Below are 17950 nucleotides of genomic sequence, written 5' to 3'. Positions count from 1 at the left end.
TGTATAGCACAAGGCGGGATCGCTCCCGCCTCGTTTCTGTTTACCTTATTTACTGATAATTACTCACCGCTTTTTATTCACAGTATTGGCGCAGCGAGTCCTGTTTTTCTGGCAGCAGACGATACAGATAAACTGGTCGGCCGGTTGAGCCGTACAGGATATTGGTGGTCAGGATGCCAGTATCAGACAGATAGATCAGGTATTTACGGCAGGAGACGCGGGAGATACCAATCGCATTCGCCAGCATTTCGGTAGAGAACTCAATACCCTGATTGCCTTCAATCCACTCACAGACGGTACGTAACGTCAGGCTGGTCAGCCCTTTTGGCAATTTCTTACGTTCGCTGACCGTGCTGCTGGTACGGCGAATCAGGTTATCAATATCCGACTGCCCAACAAAATCGCGGTGCTTGAACAAGTTCGCCTCTTCGCGATAGGCGGTCAGCGCCTGTTCGAAACGCGAGAACTGGAAAGGCTTAATCAGATAATCCACCACGCCGTAATGCAGCGCTTTCTTGATGGTGTACACATCGCTGGCAGACGAGATGATGATGACATCCGTTTTCTCACTGAATTCACGGATAGTCGGCAGCAAATCCAGTCCATTATCCTGCTGCATATAAATATCCAGCAGTACCAAATCGATTTCCGAGTCAGGTTGCATCAGCAGGTTTCGCGCCTGTTGCAACGTGGGAACCGTCGCATAGCAGCTAAATCCAGAAACCTGGTTCAGATAAGATTTGTTAAGCTCTGCAACCATGGCATCGTCATCAACAATCAGTACATTAATCATGGTCAAACAGCCTTGCTTGATAAGGAATAGTAACGAAAAACTGGGTGTACACCTCAGGTTCTGATTCAAACTCGATAGTGCCGCCAATCTTCTCCAGACTCTGCTTGGTCAGGTACAGGCCGATACCGCGCCCGCTGCCTTTGGTAGAGAATCCCTGTTCATAAATGCGCGCCTGACTCTCCGGCGAAATGCCGGGGCCGTCATCCCCCACGGTACAGTGAAGGCGGCCATTCTGATGATGAAAGCTCACGCTGATTTCGCAGTTTTCCTGCCGATCAATCGCGTCCATCGCATTCTCAATCAGATTACCCAACACGGTAATCAATTCATTCGTCGCATCGACATCATCGGTATCCGGCAGCAGACTCTCTTCGCTGATGGAGAGTGTAATGCCGAGATCGCGCGCGCGGTTGATTTTACCCAACAGGAAGCCGGCGATCACTGGCGATTTCACTTTACGAATAATCGAACCGATTTCCGCCTGATAATTATTGGCGGTCTTCAGGATATAATCTTCCAACTGCGAGTAATATTTTAAGTGCAGCATCCCCAGGATCACGTGCAGCTTGTTCATAAACTCGTGCGACTGCGCCCGCAGCGCATCCGCATAGTAGGACATCCCACTCAACCGTTGCAGCAGTTGGCTGATCTCTGTTTTATCACGGAACGTCGCAATCGCGCCGATAATGTCGCCCTTCACAAAAACCGGAACGGTGTTGGTCAGCAGCAGGTGACCGTTAAAGTTAATCTCTTCATCGCGTCGTGGCGTACCGCTCTCCAGTACCTGTTTCAGGTGCAGATGTTCAAGCCACTGGTCGCTGACGCGTTCGGCTGTCTTCGGAGCCGATGTTTCACTGCCCTGTGGCTTATTCTGCCGGAAAAGCCGTCGCGCCTCATCGTTGATGACCGTAATTCGACCATGCTGATCGACCGCGATAACGCCTTCTTTGATGTGTTTGAGCATCGCGTTACGCTGTTCAAACAGGTTCGAGATCTCAAACGGCTCGAATCCCAGCATAATGCGCTTGAGCACCTTCACCAGAATCAACGTGCCCAGCCAGCCGACCAGCGCCCCTGCCAATAGCGTCCAGGGAATCATCCAGCGGTTATCGCTGATCACCTTCTGCACGCTGGTTAAGGCAATCCCCAGCGCAACAACGCCAACCTGCTTATGGTTGCTGTCAAAAACCGGCGTAAAGACCCGCAGCGCGGGATCGAGCGTCCCCCGGTTGATGGCGGTATTTTCCATACCCAACAGCGCCGGGTAGATATCCCGACCGGCAAAATGTTCACCAATTCTTTCAGGTTCAGGGTGGCTATGGCGCACCGTGTCCATATCTGTGACCGTGACAAAGAGCAGTTGATTACGCAGTCGGATCGTCTCCGCAGCCACCTGCACTTCCTCAGGCCGACCAATCCCTTTAAGTTCATCAATCACCACGGGAGAAGAAGCAAATGTGCGAGCAATGGCAAAGGCTTTTTCTCGCAGGTGATCTTCTGAAAGCTGATTAATGCGAAAAAACAGCAAGGAATAGACCACCAGCAACACCGCGCCAAGCACAACTGACACCATCAGAAACACCGATGTTCCCAGCTTTAGCGGTGCCTTTTTCTTGCCCATGTCACTCTCCGAAACCACCATCATCACACCGTTATCTTATACTGTTTCGTCGCGTTTCGCGTGCCGTGATGCATACGCCCCGTCACAAGGACAGGGCGTAGGCGTGAAGAAAGGAAATCAGGCTTAACGTTGCGGTACATTTTTTGTGTCAGGAATGTTTCGCATCGAAAGCCTGTGGGTATCTGCGTTTTACCAGAAACCGAGCAGTTTCCACCACACTCCGCCAACACCCAGCCAGATAGGGATGATGACCAGACTGACCAGGAAACCAATCTTCCACCAGGTTCCCAGCGGCACGTAGCCGGTGCCGAACAAAATCGGTGCTGGGCCACTGGAGTAGTGAGTCGTGGACATAAACAGGTTACTGAAGATACCGAATACGAGTACAGTCAGCATCGGCGGCGCACCGGCTGCCAGCGCGATAGAGACAAAAATCGCATACATGGCGCTGATGTGGGCAATCGCACTCGCCATCAGGTAGTGGCTGTAGTAGTACACCAGCAGCAGTAGACCCAGCATCGGCAGCCAGTGCATCCCACTCACGGCATTACCGGCCAATCCGCCCAGCCAGGCAATCAAGCCCATCTTGTTAAGCTGACCCGCCAGCGTCATCAGTACGGCAAACCACACCACGGTGTGCCAGGCTTCTTTCTCACTGACCACATCATCCCAGGTCAGCGCACGGCTGAGCAACAGCACGCTCAGGCCCGCCAGCGCGGTCAGGGTTGCATCGATATTCAGCGTAGAACCCAGCACCCAGAAGGTCACCAGACCCAGGAACACACCCAGCACCACCCACTCGTCGCGGGTCATTTTGCCCATTTCACGCAGTCTTTCGACGGCGATCGCACGCATTTCTGAGGTTTTCTTCAGTTCAGGCGGATAGAAACGGTAGATCAGGTAAGGAATCAGCGCCAAAGACAGGAAGCCCGGCAGCAGTGTCGCCAACGCCCAATCCGTCCAACTGATGTGAATACCAAACTGAGAAGCCAGCTTCGCCACCATCGGGTTACCCGCCATGGAGGTCATGAACATCGCGGAAGTCACGGCGTTGCACTGGAAAATGGACTGCACCAGAAACGCACCAATGCGACGCTGCGTGCCTTTTTCCGGCGTGGAATCATAGGCTTCGGCAATGGACCGGAACAGCGGAGTGATGATCCCACCGCAGCGTGCAGACGTAGAAGGCATGGCCGGAGCGAACATCAGGTCGGTAAACACCAGACCATACGCCAGACCGAGAGAGCTATTCCCCAGCTTGCTGATGAACAGCAGACCAATACGTCGGCCAAAGCCGGTTTTGATAAAGCCGCGAGAAATAAAGAAGGCGCAGGCGATCATCCAAATGGTGGGATCGCTAAAGCCTGCCAACACATCTTTAATGGGTAATAACCCTAATATGGCGACCGAGGTCAGGCTGAACATCGCCATCGCGCCAAGCGGGTAAGGAGAGAGAATCAGACCGACTACTGTGGCAATGAAAATCGCCATCAGATGCCAGGCATCGGGTTTTACCCCATCAGGAACCGGCAATAACCATAAGCCACCGGCGATACAAAGGATAACTAGAAGCTTTATCAACCTGCTGTTATTCGCAGACATAAGAACACCACTCTTCATTAAAACGGATTCTGTATTTCCCGTCATACTTCGAGTCACACTCAAAGTATTCAGGAGATATTCACAACGGATGTCCCGTGCGGAGGAGTGGGTATTTCGTTATTCTTCCTTCGTCACCCTGCTGAAAACAACGCAACAGGAATCATCTGCGGAAAAAAAAGACGAGAAAACAAGGGTTCAGGGTGCTTCTCTCGTCTTATCAAATCAAGTGATTAATGAAGAGATAGTATTATAATGCGCCTATAAAATAGCGTTACTTTAGTTACTAAAATGGTTCATTAATTTATTTAAGAAACTGTTGTGGTTTTAATTTCCCGATAAAAAACCTTAAAATTCAATAATAATTGACATCTTGCGAACATAAAATTAACGAAACCAACGACAAAGCAATGATAAAAAAACCTTATACCTAATAATGACAATATAATTCTTTTCCAGACAGTCAGTTATCCCTTTCTTATTTATTCAACTAAGTATTCCGCTATTCAAAAATAAAAAAATAAATCGCCATTATTCGGCGAAAAAATAGTAGTTTTTATCCAGCTGATAACATTTAGAAGGTCAAGAACAACACGGCTAACAGCTGCGGCGACATAATTCGCAGAAACATCGCCAACGGATAAACCGTCGCATAAGACAGCGCCGCCGCACCGCTGGTCGGGTGTAGCCCATTGGCAAACGCCAGCGCAGGTGGATCAGTCATGGAGCCCGCCAGCATGCCGCACAGCGTCAGGTAGTTCATCTTACCCAACGTTCGCGCCAATATGCCGACAAGCAGCAGCGGCACAATGGTAATCAGCGCGCCATAGCCAATCCACCACACCCCGTCGCCGTTCAATAACGTCTCGACGAAGTCGCCGCCAGATTTTAGCCCTACGACCGATAAGAACAGCACAATGCCGAGTTCACGCAGCGCTAGGTTTGCGCTGGGCGGCATAAACCAGTGAAGTTTACCGATACTACCGATGCGCCCCAGCACCAGCGCGACCACCAGCGGCCCCCCCGCCAGCCCGAGCCGCAGCGCGACGGGAAAACCGGGAATCATCAGCGGTACCGAGCCCAGTAGAACACCCAACCCAATGCCGATAAAGACGGGCAACATCTGTACCTGCTGGAGTTTTTGCTGCGCGTTTCCCACGATATCCGCGACGGCATCGATCGCCGTTTTCCGCCCAACCAGATTCAGAATATCGCCAAATTGCAGACTGGCCTGATTGCTGGCGACCAGCTCGACGCCCGCACGGTTCAAGCGCGAAATCACCACATCATAGTTTTGCTTCAGATTCAGCTCGCGAATCTTGCGTCCCAGCACCTTCTCATTCGTCACCACTACGCGTTCAACGTGTAGATCGGTGCCACGAGTTGAGAGCGATGCCTCCACTTCATTACCGATGACCAGACGCGCTTGTTCCAGATCGTTTTTCGCACCAACCAGATGCAGGTAGTCGCCCAGTTGGATCAGCGTTTGCGGCGACGGCACCATCAGTTCATCACCGCGTTTCAAGCGGGAACAAACAATCGTGTCGCGGTTCAGAATCGGCACAGCCTGAATCGCCAACCCTTGCAGATTGGTATTCGTCACCGACACATTCATCGTGTGCAGTTGCTCATGATTCAAACCGTTGCTGACTTCAAACTGCTTTGCCTCGTTCTCCACCGCCACGCGAAACAGGACCCGCATCAACCACATCACCAGTAAAATGCCGCAGATCCCCAGCGGGTACGCCATCGCGTAGCCTGTTCCCATCTGGTTCACCAATGCCGAACTCGACCCGAGATCGGTCAGAATCTGTTGACCCGCGCCGAGCGAAGGCGTGTTGGTCACCGCACCGGAGAAAATGCCGAGGATAATGGGCAAAGGAATATTGAGCAGTTTGTGCAGCAGAACGGTCACCACGCAGCCGAGGAACACCGTCAGCAGAGCAAATGCATTGAGGCGCAGGCCAGATACCCGCAGAGAAGAAAAGAAACCCGGTCCGACCTGAATACCAATGGTATAGACAAACAGGATAAGCCCGAACTCCTGGATGACGTGCAACATGTCATCATTCAGTTGAATCTGGTAGTGATGGGCAACATGCCCGACGATGATCCCACCGAACAGGACCCCGCCAATCCCTAAACCAACGCCGTAAATCCGCCAGTTGCCGATCCATAACCCCAGAACCGCCACCAGCGCCAGCATACTCACAGTAAGTGCGATATCACTCATGCCCATATCCTTTGCGGACGTTTTTATTGGGAAGTACCACTACCGCTATACTCTAAATAATTCGAGTTTCAGGCAGGCGGCAAGAGAACGAAGCACGATGAGCTTACTCAAGTAAGTGATTCGGGTGAGTAAACGCAGCCAACGCACATGCAACTTGAAGTATGACGAGTATATTTTGATTCTGGCAGAATGCCGGGGTGGGAAACGTGGCGGGCAACACAAAACCGCGCCCGTAATGATACGAGCGCGGGAAATCATCAAACAAACAATGCAGATATCGCGTTATGACGCGTCGTCAGCAGGTTGCTGGTTCAAGGCCGGACGACCACCGCCGATGGCGATACGCTGAGGCTGCAAGGCTTCCGGCACGTCACGCACCAGATCGATATGCAGCAGGCCATTTTCAAAATGTGCATCGGACACATGCAGGTGTTCGGCCAGCGTAAAGCTCAGCGTGAAAGGTTTAAACACCAACCCCTGATGCAGATATTCCACGGCTTTTTCGGACGGTGCCGGGCTGCCTTTCACCGTCAGGCGCGGGCCTTCCACTTCAATATCCAGATCGGCCTGCCGGAACCCCGCCAGCGCGAGCGTGATGCGGTAGTGGTTGTCGTCTTTCTTCTCGATATTATACGGAGGAAAATCAATCGGTTCCTGGCTGCCCTGCATTGAGCTGGCTAATTTGTCAAAACCGATCCACTGACGCAGTAAAGGTGATAAGTCGTAGTTACGCATAATATGACTCCTTCTAAGAAGCGAGATTAAGATGCCCATGCGGGCGTACCCTATGCCAGCCACGGTTCCATAGCTGGCGTCGTCCCCATTCGGCAGACGAAGCGTTCATTCATGGCATTACCTTTTCAGGCAATGCACGATTCGTGCAAATAACGTGATGTGGGTTTACTTGATTTCAATCCGACGCGGCTTCATCGCTTCCGGCACGATACGTTCGAGATCGACGTACAGCAGCCCGTTTTCCAGATTGGCGCCTTTTACCTGAATATGTTCGGCCAGTTGGAATTTACGCTCGAAGTTGCGCTCGGCAATCCCCTGATACAGGTAGTTGCGGGCAACCTGCTCACCGGCGTGGGCACCTTTTACAATCAATACGTTGTCGTGCGCGGTGATGTCCAGTTCCTGCTCGGCGAAGCCAGCTACGGCAATCGCAATGCGGTATTGGTTCTCGTCAACCAGTTCGACGTTGTAGGGAGGGTAGCCGCCGTTACTCTGGGTCTGCCCAGTTTCTAAGAGATTAAACAGACGATCGAAACCAATAGCAGAACGGTACAGTGGGGAAAAATCGGGGTTACGCATAAAACAGCCTCCTAAACAGGCAGCGAGGATTTATTTTTACCTTCCTCATAAGGACAGGTTCACAGCCGAGACAGATACCCTGACGGCGTATCGTTTTCTTTCGGCTTATCATCAATATGGTGACCCCCCTCAGACTTTCAAGAGGCAAAAAGGAAAAATCGCTGGGTTTCATGCAATATTCACTTACGTTGCTGGTCTTATCACATACACTCAAGATAGACGGGCTCTGGAACCCGCTCTGACAGCGGTTATTAATGGACAGGAATATGACCTTACTGAAAAGTGCGTTGTTCTCTTTCATCATTACCGGTAGCGGTGCGGTGGCAACCAGCGGTTGCTCCAGCGTAATGACGCATACCGGAGGCGATCAGGGATACTATTCCGGCACGCGCGCCAGTGTGGATATGCTGCGTGACGACGATACCAGTTGGGCGATGATGCCACTGGTCGCTATCGACCTGCCGTTCTCGGCGGTGGCCGACACGCTGCTGCTGCCGTACGATTACTACCGCACAGGCAGCGATAAGGACAAACTGTCGACGCGCGAACGCATTTCACACAGCGAAGAGCAAAACCAGACCGCCAGTTCGCAGCTCGCCACGATGCCGCATAATCAGCTTTGATAGCACCGCACTCGCCATGAATTCGCGCGTAAGGGTTACGTTATTGCTACAAAAAAAAGCTGATTAAAACCGTCAATCTCGCGCATATACGCAATCTGTTTCCCATCAGGGGAAAAGACCACCGCATCTGCACTCGGTGCGCTGTCCGTCCGCGCTGTTAGCCGAACAAGCTCACCGCTTTTCGCCTCACACAGCATGATGCTGTTGTCAGACACAAATGCCAGAGAACGTCCATCCGGGTGCCAGTTAAAGGCCGACTGTACGCCGTGTTCCGTGCGCGTGACCTGTCTCGGCTCACCGCCGTTCGGGGAAAGCGTCCACAGTTGCACCACGCCTGCCTCATCCCGCATCAGGAAAGCAATCTCACTGCCGTCGGGCGAGGCTCGGAGCCAATGGCGCGGCTGGTTCACCAGGCCAGGATAACGACGCGAGTGCGTAAACGTTAAACGCCGCTGCTGCACGCCCGCTGGCGGCGCAGGCATTGACGTTGCCGTCCCCGCCAGTGGCGCATCACCCGCTTTGGCGTACTCTTCCAGCGCCTCCGGCAAGTCGACAATAAAAATCTCCGGTACCGTTGTTCCATCCGCCGCCCGCGTATCGCCAATAAACGCCAGCGCCCAGCGCTGCCGAGAACCATCCTGTCGGATATAGCCCGCCGTTCCGACCCAACCTTCTTCATAGGCGCGATTGATCTCATCGCTGCTAGGCTGCGGCTGCGGCGTCGTTCTGCTAACCAACACACAATAGTGGCTACCGTCATATTCACGCGGATGATGTTTTTCAACGGTGACGGCCTGTAGCGGCACGGCTACGCCCACATTGCGCAAGTTCAATGCCGGATCGCGCTCATGCAACACATGGTCGTTATAGGTAAAGCTCAGGCGGCTGGCATCCGGGCTGAAGACATGGACATGCGTACCGCCGCGCAGCGCACCGGCCTGATAAGGCGGCGTAATGGAGAAAGCATCGAGCGTGATGGCCTCATCGCGCTGGCGATCCGCCACTATCGTTCCACGCCGATGGTGAAAATCATACTGCCACTCGCCATCTGGGTTTTCTGGCCCGTGGATAAAGACATAGCGCAGCGGTTCCTGCGGGCTACAGGTCACCACGCCCACGTGCGCCCCCGCCGTCGCCCGATAAATCACCTCGGTTTCCCGGCTTTTCAGGTGTATGCGCTCAATGGTCAGCCCTGTGAATGAAGATCCATAGGGTCTTATGTCATAAACCAGCCAATTCCCATCACATGACCAGCAATTAATATTGGTAAGTTGATGACCAGCAGAATTAAACGTTAATTGAACCTCAATAGGCAAGACATCACCCCACTTATTCAATATCAGTCAATAGTTTGTAAATCAATTTCAGTTTTATGTATAACTTATTGTTTTTAATTTAAAAAAAACAAACAACAACGGATATTTTCATTCAAAAAAATAGAAAGACTCTCTCAATAACATCCGTTTTTTAATTCATTAGCATCGGCGTAACATTCTTCATATCGAAAGGGCAGCCCCCTTTCACCTATCAAACAGAAAAGGATAAGACATCATGAAAAACGTAAAAACCATCGCCGCTGCTGTTGTTCTCGCTACCATGACTTTCGGTGCTTCTGCTGCTGAATACGTATCTGCTTCTCAGGCTCAGAATCTGGAAAAAGCGGGCGTCGTTACCGCGACGGCTCAGGACCTGAGCTCACTGCAAGCTCAGCTCGCAGCGAAAGCAGAAAAAGCGGGCGCTAAAGCTTATACCATCACGTCTGCGACCGGTGATAACCAACTGCGCGGCGTCGCCATTATTTACAAATAATGCGCACAAAAAAACAATCAAAAAATTAAACGGACTTTCCTCAATCAAGAGGAAAGTCCGTTTTGTTATGGTTTCGTCTTAACTCTGAAGGGCGCGAGTTACCCTACACGCTTCACTTCACCCACCAGTAAGATGTAAGACAGTGCGCCGACCAGCGCTACGCCAGCAATATAGGTCAGTGCCGGAGCAAAACCGTAATCCTGCGCCAGATAGCCAATAATCAATGGCACCGTGATACCGCCCAGACCGCCGACAAAGTTGAATACCCCGCCCGTCAGGCCAATCAGACGAATCGGTGCCAGCGACGACACCAGCGACCAGGTGATGGAGGCAAAACCATTGCCAAAGAATGCCACTGCCATCAACGTCATAATCCATACTGGATCGTTCGTGTAGTTCGCCCCCATGATGCAGGTTGAAATCAACAGGCCACAGATAATCGGCGTTTTACGCGCCAGACCAATCGATTTTCCGCTACGCACCAGACGATCCGCCACAAAGCCGGACAACAGCACGCCAACGAATGCCGCCAGGAAAGGTACTGTCGTCATAAAGCCTGCCGTCAGTGCGCTAATCTGTTTTTCCTGCGTCAGGTAGTTCGGGAACCACGTCAGGAAGAACCACAGCGTAGAGGTCACGGCAAACTGCCCGATATACACGCCCACCAGCTTGCGGTTAAACACCAGCTTCCAGTCGGCTGCCGTTAATGGCGTACGCGCTTTTTTCTCAGTCGGGGCATCGCCATCAACGATACCGCCGCCTTCGGCAATGTAATCCAGCTCAGCCTGATTGATCCCTTTGCTTTTCTTCGGTGGCTGATAAACAAAGTGCCAGATAATTGCCCAGACAATGCCGACGCCGCCGGTGACAATGAACACCCAGTGCCAGCTCAGGATTTCCTGCAACCAGATGAGCAATGGCGTAAGAAATGCCAGACCAACAAACTGCCCTGACGTATAGAATCCAACGGCAGAAGCGCGTTCTTGCTCAGGGAACCAGCTGGTCACCATACGGTTATTCGTCGGAAACGCAGGCGCTTCAAACAGCCCAGTCACCGCGCGCAAACCAATTAACGACGCCAGACCCGTGGCGAAACCTTGCAGCAACGTGGCAATCGACCACCCCATGATGGCGATAAAATAAGTGACCTTTGAACCGACGCGGTCAAGGAACCAACCGCCAGGTATTTGGCATAACGTATAGGTCCAGGCAAACGCGGAAAAGATATAGCCCATTTGTGTTTTTGTAATGCCGAACTCTTCCTGAATATGTGCCGACGCCACAGCCAGGTTGGCACGATCCACATAGCAGATGACGACCGTAATAAAAATCATCAGCAAGGTGAAATAACGCCGTTTTGTAGGACGGGTAGTTAATGTCATATCCATCTTATGTTCCTGTTATTTATTAAACGGACGGTAATACTTATTGCCCGCTATTTTTGAACGATCAACAACACCAGCAGTTGATATGCTTTATTTTTCTAATGAAATAAATAACCGCACACAGTCAATACATTCCCTTATTGATCATGGCGTTTTATTTTTAAAATCCCGGTGATGGCTTACCCATGATAAATGGAGGATTACTTTCCCCAGCGCTAATAAAATAAAACAGTAATCCCTCACGAAATAATGTATTTCGTGATAATCCATGAGTGTTCTATTCCGTCGTGCCGGGGAAATGCGTTATGTATTACTGGTTATTCAAAACCTAACCTATTGTTTTCGTTATACCCTAAAATAATTCGAGTTGCAGGCAAGCCAACGCGAATGACGGGTATTACCACTCGGCGACAGCACCGTCAGGATAACGCCACACCGGGTTACGCCAGTCTGGCGCATTTTTACTACGTTCAATAACCAGCTCTTCATTAATTTCCACACCGAGGCCAGGCTTATTCAACGGATAGAAATGACCGTCGGTCATAGCAAAGTCTTCTTTATTAATGACGTAATCCAACAGCTCGGCACCTTTATTATAATGGATGCCCATACTTTGCTCCTGCAATACGGCATTACGTGCCACAAAGTCGAGGTGCAAACAGGAAGCCAGTGCAATTGGGCCTAATGGACAGTGCGGTGCCAACGCAACATCATAGGCTTCCGCCATGGCAGCAATTTTAAAGCACTCGGTAATACCGCCTGCGTGAGACAAGTCAGGCTGAATAATGGCCAGTCCGCCATCTGCCAGCACGCGTTTGAAATCAAAGCGTGAGAACATACGCTCGCCCGCCGCAATCGGCAGGTGGGTTTGCGCCGCCAGACGAGGATAATATTCCGCCTGTTCAGCCAGCACGGGTTCTTCAATAAACAGCGGACGGTAAGGCTCCAGCTCTTTGATCAGGATTTTCGCCATCGGCGCATCCACACGACCGTGGAAATCCAGACCGAACTCGATGCTGTTGCCAAAGGCTTCGCGGATTTCCGCGACCACGGCCACTGCCGCATCCACTTTGCGCGAATTATCAATGATGCCCATCTCTTCACAGCCGTTCAGCTTGAAGGTATCGAAGCCAATGTCAGTCAGCTTCTTGATGCCTGCGATCACTTCGGAAGGACGATCGCCGCCCACCCAGCTGTACGCTTTGATCTTATCGCGCACCAGCCCGCCCAGTAACTGATAAACCGGTACACCCAGCGCCTTGCCTTTGATGTCCCACAATGCCTGATCGATACCCGCGATAGCACTCATCAGGATCGGGCCGCCGCGGTAGAAGCCCGCGCGGTAAAGCACCTGCCAGATATCGTTAATGCGCGCCGGGTCTTGCCCGATCAGATAGTCAGACAGCTCGTGAACGGCAGCTTCAACCGTGCGTGCACGGCCTTCGATAACCGGCTCGCCCCAGCCGACAATGCCTTCATCGGTTTCAATCTTCAGGAACATCCAGCGTGGCGGCAGCCGGTACGTGGTGATTTTGGTAATTTTCATTGAACAGCGTCCTTATAGGCGTTAACAAATGCATGTGCTTTTTGCGCGGTGACGTCAACCGACTGACCGGCTCGATATAGATCGCTGCCTAACCCGGCACCGATGCAGCCCGCACTAAGGTAATCCTTCAGGTTTTCGGGCGTGACGCCACCGACGGCAAAGACGGGAACGTCTTTTGGCAATACCGCTTTCAGTGCCTTGATGTAGTCAGGTCCAAACGCGGATGACGGGAAAATTTTCAGCGATTGCGCCCCCGCATCCAGCGCCGTGAAGGCCTCCGTCGCAGTAGCACAGCCAGGGCACACCATCATGCCGTAACCCACTGCCCGGCTAATCACCTCGGGAGAAATGTTAGGCGTAACGACTAACTTGCTGCCAATCTCCTGTAATTTATCGACATAGTCGGCTTTCAGTACCGTGCCTGCGCCAATCAGGGCGCGATCGCCAAAATGTTCTACCGCCAGTTGAATACTTTCATACGGGTTCGACGAATTCAGAGGGATCTCTACCGCATCGAATCCGGCATCCAGCAGCGCTGCAACGTGTTCCAGCACCTCGTCCGGCGTAATACCGCGCAGAATCGCAATCAAGGGAAGATTAGTATTCCAGCTCATTAACAATGCTCCTTATTCCTGCCTGAAAAGCCCGATCGCCATCCAGCGGCTGCCAGCGCAATCCAGCTTGTTGTAATGCTTTTTCGTAGCGCGCGGTCAGCGCAGGGGAACCGATGAGTGTGATGCTGTCTCCGGCTGCCACCTGATAGTGGCGCTGCATTTGTGAGACTTCGTTGCCAATCAGCAGCCCAGATAACCAGTCGCTCACAGCACTTTTCTCCAGACGCCCCAGCACATGCGCCGCGCGGGTTTCAAACAGGCAGCGGATGATATTGTCGTCGGCAAAGCCCAGCTCTAGCCCTTGCTGGAAAGCCTCGGGGGACGGCTGCTGCTCGGTCAGCCCCACGCCAATGAGCGACTGCGTCATCAGCAGGTGATGCAGTTCACCGGTCATCACCGTGCGGAAATCCAGCACGTTACTGTCATCGGCCCGCACCCATTTCGAGTGGGTTCCCGGCATTAAATAAAGAGAGGAAGGACATTCGCTATATGCGCCAATCAGTTGGGTTTCTTCACCGCGAATCACATTGCAGTTATCGTCCTGCGCAATACTCAGCCCCGGCACGATCCAGGCGGCCAGCGGCTGGGCTTCTTCCACGCGCGTCAGGCGATGGGCGACATCCGTCAGGCGAGTCGGGCATGACAGATACGGCACGGAAAGCCAGCCCGCATTGCTGCCAATCATGCCCGCCATCACGACAGGCACGTTGTGCTGCTGCCACGGCACAACGATCTGCTGAAAAACCTGCTGCGGTGTCTGACCGTTCAAACGCGTGACGCCCGCTTCAGACTTCACACTGTCGATACAGACGCCGTCCAGATACAGCCACGCCCGCAGATTGGTCGAACCCCAGTCAATGGCGATATAGCTTTCACTCATGTAATGTCCTTTAACCGTTTGGTCGAGCTGGCAATCATGGTCAATGCCGCCCGCTCTGCTGCTTCAATATCCTGATGCCGAATGGCATCGTAGAGATCCTGATGCTCACGCAATGTCCGTGGCATGTTGTCTTCGTCCGGCATATAGGTGCGCTCAAACACCGCACGCTGCAACGAACTGATCGCGACGCTCAACTGCTGTAGTACTGGGTTATGCACCGCCGCCAATACCGACTCATGGAAGCGAATATCCGCTTCATTAAATGCGTCGCGATTCTGATGGTTAGAAATCATGTCATTCAGCGCCGCTTCAATGACCGCCAGCTCGCTTGAGGTCGCCCGTTCGGCGGCCCAGCGGGCGATCGTCGGCTCCACCAGATTACGTACTTCGCTCATCGCGCTGATCAGCCGCGGGTCGTAATCGCTTGCCAGAACCCATTGCAGAACGTCGGTATCCAGGTAATTCCACTGATTACGCGCGGCGACAAACGCACCGCGATACCGTTTCACTTCCACCAGCCTTTTCGCCATCAACGCTCTGAACACTTCGCGAATGATGTTGCGCGAGGTCTGAAACTCTTCACACAGTTCAGCCTCTGCGGGTAACGGCGTGCCCGGCGCGTATTTCCCGCCAACGATCTGTTGGCCAATATCCAGAATGATGCGGTCGGTTTTGCTTAATTCTTGCTTATTCATCATCACCTCAACGAGACAAAACGGATTGATATCACTGCACTTACTTTACCTGCCATGCCGCCTGACGTCGTCGAACTGTTGCACAATAACCGCATCCTTCCCTCTTTTCTTGGCTTTATTGTAGTACCATTATTATATGTTGCACTACAATCTGGATCACAAAACGGACAACTGATACAGCTTTGCAACATCGTGCATTACCGAATTTCAACATCCAGAGGAATTGGGTTGAGCGAAGGTGGAAGGCGGCTCCATTATTCCTAACAAGGATTGCTTGCTAATATAGCCTGTGGGTTATAATGTATTTACGGCGTGTAGGACATGGAGGTTTACAGATTGGCATGGGAAATAGTCACACGGGCACTATTCGATACGTGGTTTGATGAGCAAACTGAAACGGTACAGGAAGAAATTTTGGCACACCTCTCTATACTCGAAGAGGATGGCCCACAGCTAGGGCGACCACAGGTTGATCAGATTAAAGGCTCAAAATACAAAAATATGAAGGAGCTTCGAGTTCAGGTTAGCGGCAACCCATTCCGAACATTCTTCGCGTTTGACCGGACACGTAAAGCGATTGTTTTATGTGCAGGAGATAAGAAAGGCGAAGATGAAAAGTTGTTCTACGAACGTATGATTAAGATCGCAGACGCTGAGTTTGCATCGCATCTGATATCACCGGAGGTAAAAGAAGATGGCGACGCTTAAAGAAATGATGGCTAAACGTTCACCGGAGAGCCGCGCCCGCATTGAAGCGCGCACGGCTGAGATCCGTCAGGAAATCACTTTAGCGAAATTACGCGAAGAGCTGAACATGTCGCAGACTCAGCTTGCGTTAGCTCTGGGCGTCAAGCAGCCATCTATTGTTAAGATGGAGAAGGTCGAGAATGACCCAAAACTGTCAACGCTGAAACGCTATGTCACTGCCCTAGGCGGCAAGCTTACGCTAGATGTGACCTTGCCTGATGGTAAGCGTATCGCGCTGACTTTGTAATTAAGTCGTCCTGGATTTTCAGTAAACGCGATTCGTTCACTCCAAAACGAAATGCCCCTCTCCGACCTGCTTATAGCGACGTGCGGGAGGGTGGAAATCAGGGGCGCGTACCGGGCTGCGCAGTTCATCATTAGTGATATTGCGCACTGGGCGGGTGTCCGGATCCGGCACGGGCACCGCGGAAATCAGACGTCGGGTATAGTCATGCTGCGGATTGTCGAAAATCGCCGAACGTGGCCCGATCTCCACGATTTCACCGAGATACATCACCGCTACGCGGTGGCTGATTCGTTCGACAACGGCCATATCGTGCGAGATGAACAGGAATGACAGCCCCAGCTTCTGCTGGAGATCCAGCATCAGGTTGATCACCTGCGCCTTGACGGACACATCCAGCGCCGATACCGATTCATCGGCAATAATCACTTTTGGCTCCAGCGCCAGCGCGCGGGCAATACACACGCGCTGCCGTTGCCCGCCGGAGAACTGATGCGGGAAACGCGAGGCCATATCGCCGGATAACCCCACCTGTTCCAGCAACGCGCTCACTCTTGCATTCACATTCTGTCGGGTCGCCAGACCGTGCAGCAGCATCGGCTCGGCAATAGCTTCCCCTATCCGCATGCGCGGGTTCAGGCTTTCATATGGATCCTGAAACACCATCTGAATCTGCCGCCGCGAATCCGTCAGCTCACGCTTATCCGCCGTCAGGATATTTTTTCCCAGCAACTGAATGTCGCCGCTGACAGCGTCATTGAGGCGAATAATCGACCGACCAGTAGTGGATTTACCGCAGCCCGATTCCCCAACCAGCGCGAGCGTTTCTCCCGGCCAGATATCGAACGAGACATTCTCCACCGCGTGAACGCGCCCGGACAACCGACGGAAAAACCCTGATCGGATATCAAATCGAGTAACCAGATTTTTTACCGTCAGCACTGGCTCCTCGCCCGACACGGTATTCACCGCCTCCGGCACTGGCTGGCGCTCGCCCGTCTTGAGGTCGACCAGCGGGAAGCGCTGCGGCCACGCGCTGCCGGACATCGAGCCTAATTTGGGCACCGCGGACAGCAGCATGCGGGTATAGGGCTGTTGCGGGTGATGAAAGATCTCCCGCGTGACGGCGTTTTCCACCATTTCGCCCTGATACATCACCAGCGTGCGGTCGGACACTTCCGCCACCACGCCCATGTCGTGGGTAATAAACAGCACCGACATCCCTTCTTCTTCCTGAAGGGTTTTTATCAGCGTCAGAATTTGCGCCTGAATCGTGACGTCCAGCGCCGTCGTCGGCTCGTCGGCAATCAGCAGTTTCGGGTGGCAGGCCAGCGCAATCGCAATCACTACGCGCTGGCGCATCCCGCCGGAGAAGCTCTGCGGGTATTCGTTCAGCCGTGATTTCGCCGCCGGAATGCGGACTTTTTCCAGCAGGCGCACCGCTTCGGCACGCGCTTCGGCTTTGCCCATGCCACGATGGCGACGCAGCACTTCTGTAATCTGGTAGCCAATCGGCAACACCGGATTCAAGCTGGTCATTGGCTCCTGGAAAATCATGCCGATGCGGTTCCCGCGCACGTCCTGCATCGCTTTATTGGGGAGCGACAGCAGTTCGGTGTCGCCGAAATGAATCTGACCCTCAACCCGGCTTTGGCCGGGTGGCAGCAAGCGCATGATGGATTTCGCCATCACGCTTTTCCCTGAACCAGATTCTCCCACCACGGCGACCGTCTCTTTCTCGCCAATCGTGAAGGACAAATCCCGCACCACGTTCATCCACTCGCCGTTCACCTGAAAGGCGGTGGTCAGATGCGAAACGGACATAATCGGCGCTGTCATGTGTTCGT

The 17950-nt window shown here is 52.6% G+C and carries 17 protein-coding genes; 4 read left to right on the top strand and 13 right to left on the bottom strand.

The genetic code is table 11. The features are described from left to right. Positions 1-73: 73 nt before the first annotated feature. The 6 genes from dcuR to ibpA all read right to left on the bottom strand — a co-directional run bounded on the left by dcuR (position 74) and on the right by ibpA (position 7560). Positions 74-793 (bottom strand): two-component system response regulator DcuR, encoded by a 720-nt coding sequence (dcuR, locus tag DMB82_RS00205; protein WP_102117937.1) that lies wholly within the window; start codon positions 791-793, stop codon positions 74-76. Then, positions 786-2414, bottom strand: a complete 1629-nt coding sequence (locus DMB82_RS00200) for a sensor histidine kinase (RefSeq protein ID WP_116156235.1) — start codon at positions 2412-2414, stop codon at positions 786-788. The genes dcuR and DMB82_RS00200 overlap by 8 nt, the downstream gene beginning before the upstream one ends. A gap of 189 nt (positions 2415-2603) precedes the next feature. Further along, entirely contained in the window at positions 2604-4016 is a 1413-nt protein-coding gene (locus tag DMB82_RS00195; RefSeq protein ID WP_103183552.1) for an anion permease, read from the bottom strand. 571 nt (positions 4017-4587) lie between these two features. After that, positions 4588-6246, bottom strand: coding sequence for a putative transporter (locus DMB82_RS00190; protein WP_116163899.1), 1659 nt, complete (start codon positions 6244-6246; stop codon positions 4588-4590). Between the two features lie 282 nt (positions 6247-6528). Then, positions 6529-6981, bottom strand: coding sequence for a small heat shock chaperone IbpB (gene ibpB, locus DMB82_RS00185; protein ID WP_039533543.1), 453 nt, complete (start codon positions 6979-6981; stop codon positions 6529-6531). Positions 6982-7146: 165 nt separating this feature from the next. After that, the gene (ibpA, locus tag DMB82_RS00180) at positions 7147-7560 is read right to left on the bottom strand and encodes a small heat shock chaperone IbpA (protein WP_014917097.1); all 414 of its coding nucleotides are present in this window, start codon (positions 7558-7560) and stop codon (positions 7147-7149) included. Between the two features lie 266 nt (positions 7561-7826). Here ibpA and DMB82_RS00175 point away from each other — a divergent pair, with 266 nt between their 5' ends. Next, the gene (locus tag DMB82_RS00175; protein WP_116156233.1) at positions 7827-8183 is read left to right on the top strand and encodes a YceK/YidQ family lipoprotein; all 357 of its coding nucleotides are present in this window, start codon (positions 7827-7829) and stop codon (positions 8181-8183) included. Between the two features lie 35 nt (positions 8184-8218). On the opposite strand, the gene DMB82_RS00170 is transcribed toward DMB82_RS00175, so the two are convergent. After that, the gene (locus tag DMB82_RS00170) at positions 8219-9499 is read right to left on the bottom strand and encodes a YidR family protein (protein ID WP_208644346.1); all 1281 of its coding nucleotides are present in this window, start codon (positions 9497-9499) and stop codon (positions 8219-8221) included. Positions 9500-9734: 235 nt separating this feature from the next. On the opposite strand from DMB82_RS00170, the gene bhsA reads away from it, so the two are divergent. Next, complete coding sequence (bhsA, locus tag DMB82_RS00165) at positions 9735-9992, top strand: multiple stress resistance protein BhsA (protein WP_116156232.1); 258 nt, start codon at positions 9735-9737, stop codon at positions 9990-9992. 98 nt (positions 9993-10090) lie between these two features. On the opposite strand, the gene DMB82_RS00160 is transcribed toward bhsA, so the two are convergent. The 5 genes from DMB82_RS00160 to dgoR all read right to left on the bottom strand — a co-directional run bounded on the left by DMB82_RS00160 (position 10091) and on the right by dgoR (position 15112). Next, complete coding sequence (locus DMB82_RS00160; protein ID WP_102117946.1) at positions 10091-11380, bottom strand: MFS transporter; 1290 nt, start codon at positions 11378-11380, stop codon at positions 10091-10093. Positions 11381-11774: 394 nt separating this feature from the next. Further along, complete coding sequence (gene dgoD, locus DMB82_RS00155; protein WP_010281150.1) at positions 11775-12923, bottom strand: galactonate dehydratase; 1149 nt, start codon at positions 12921-12923, stop codon at positions 11775-11777. Continuing rightward, positions 12920-13537: a 2-dehydro-3-deoxy-6-phosphogalactonate aldolase gene (locus DMB82_RS00150; protein WP_116164505.1), complete on the bottom strand. Its 618-nt coding sequence runs from the start codon at positions 13535-13537 to the stop codon at positions 12920-12922. Before DMB82_RS00150 ends, dgoD begins: the two co-directional genes overlap by 4 nt. Continuing rightward, positions 13521-14417 carry a 2-dehydro-3-deoxygalactonokinase gene (locus DMB82_RS00145; RefSeq protein ID WP_116164507.1) on the bottom strand — a complete coding sequence of 299 codons (897 nt, stop codon included), beginning with the start codon at positions 14415-14417 and terminating at the stop codon, positions 13521-13523. Before DMB82_RS00145 ends, DMB82_RS00150 begins: the two co-directional genes overlap by 17 nt. After that, positions 14414-15112 (bottom strand): D-galactonate utilization transcriptional regulator DgoR, encoded by a 699-nt coding sequence (dgoR, locus tag DMB82_RS00140; RefSeq protein ID WP_039485183.1) that lies wholly within the window; start codon positions 15110-15112, stop codon positions 14414-14416. The genes DMB82_RS00145 and dgoR overlap by 4 nt, the downstream gene beginning before the upstream one ends. 321 nt (positions 15113-15433) lie before the next feature. Here dgoR and DMB82_RS00135 point away from each other — a divergent pair, with 321 nt between their 5' ends. Both DMB82_RS00135 and DMB82_RS00130 read left to right on the top strand, forming a co-directional pair. Further along, complete coding sequence (locus DMB82_RS00135; protein ID WP_116164509.1) at positions 15434-15820, top strand: type II toxin-antitoxin system RelE/ParE family toxin; 387 nt, start codon at positions 15434-15436, stop codon at positions 15818-15820. After that, complete coding sequence (locus DMB82_RS00130; protein WP_010281167.1) at positions 15807-16106, top strand: helix-turn-helix domain-containing protein; 300 nt, start codon at positions 15807-15809, stop codon at positions 16104-16106. The genes DMB82_RS00135 and DMB82_RS00130 overlap by 14 nt, the downstream gene beginning before the upstream one ends. Before the next feature lie 36 nt (positions 16107-16142). On the opposite strand, the gene DMB82_RS00125 is transcribed toward DMB82_RS00130, so the two are convergent. Continuing rightward, positions 16143-17942 carry an ABC transporter ATP-binding protein gene (locus DMB82_RS00125; protein WP_102117950.1) on the bottom strand — a complete coding sequence of 600 codons (1800 nt, stop codon included), beginning with the start codon at positions 17940-17942 and terminating at the stop codon, positions 16143-16145. Positions 17943-17950 lie beyond the last annotated feature (8 nt).

The organism is Pectobacterium aquaticum (assembly GCF_003382565.3).
Taxonomy (GTDB): domain Bacteria; phylum Pseudomonadota; class Gammaproteobacteria; order Enterobacterales; family Enterobacteriaceae; genus Pectobacterium; species Pectobacterium aquaticum.
This window is presented reverse-complemented; position numbering and strand designations above follow the sequence as displayed.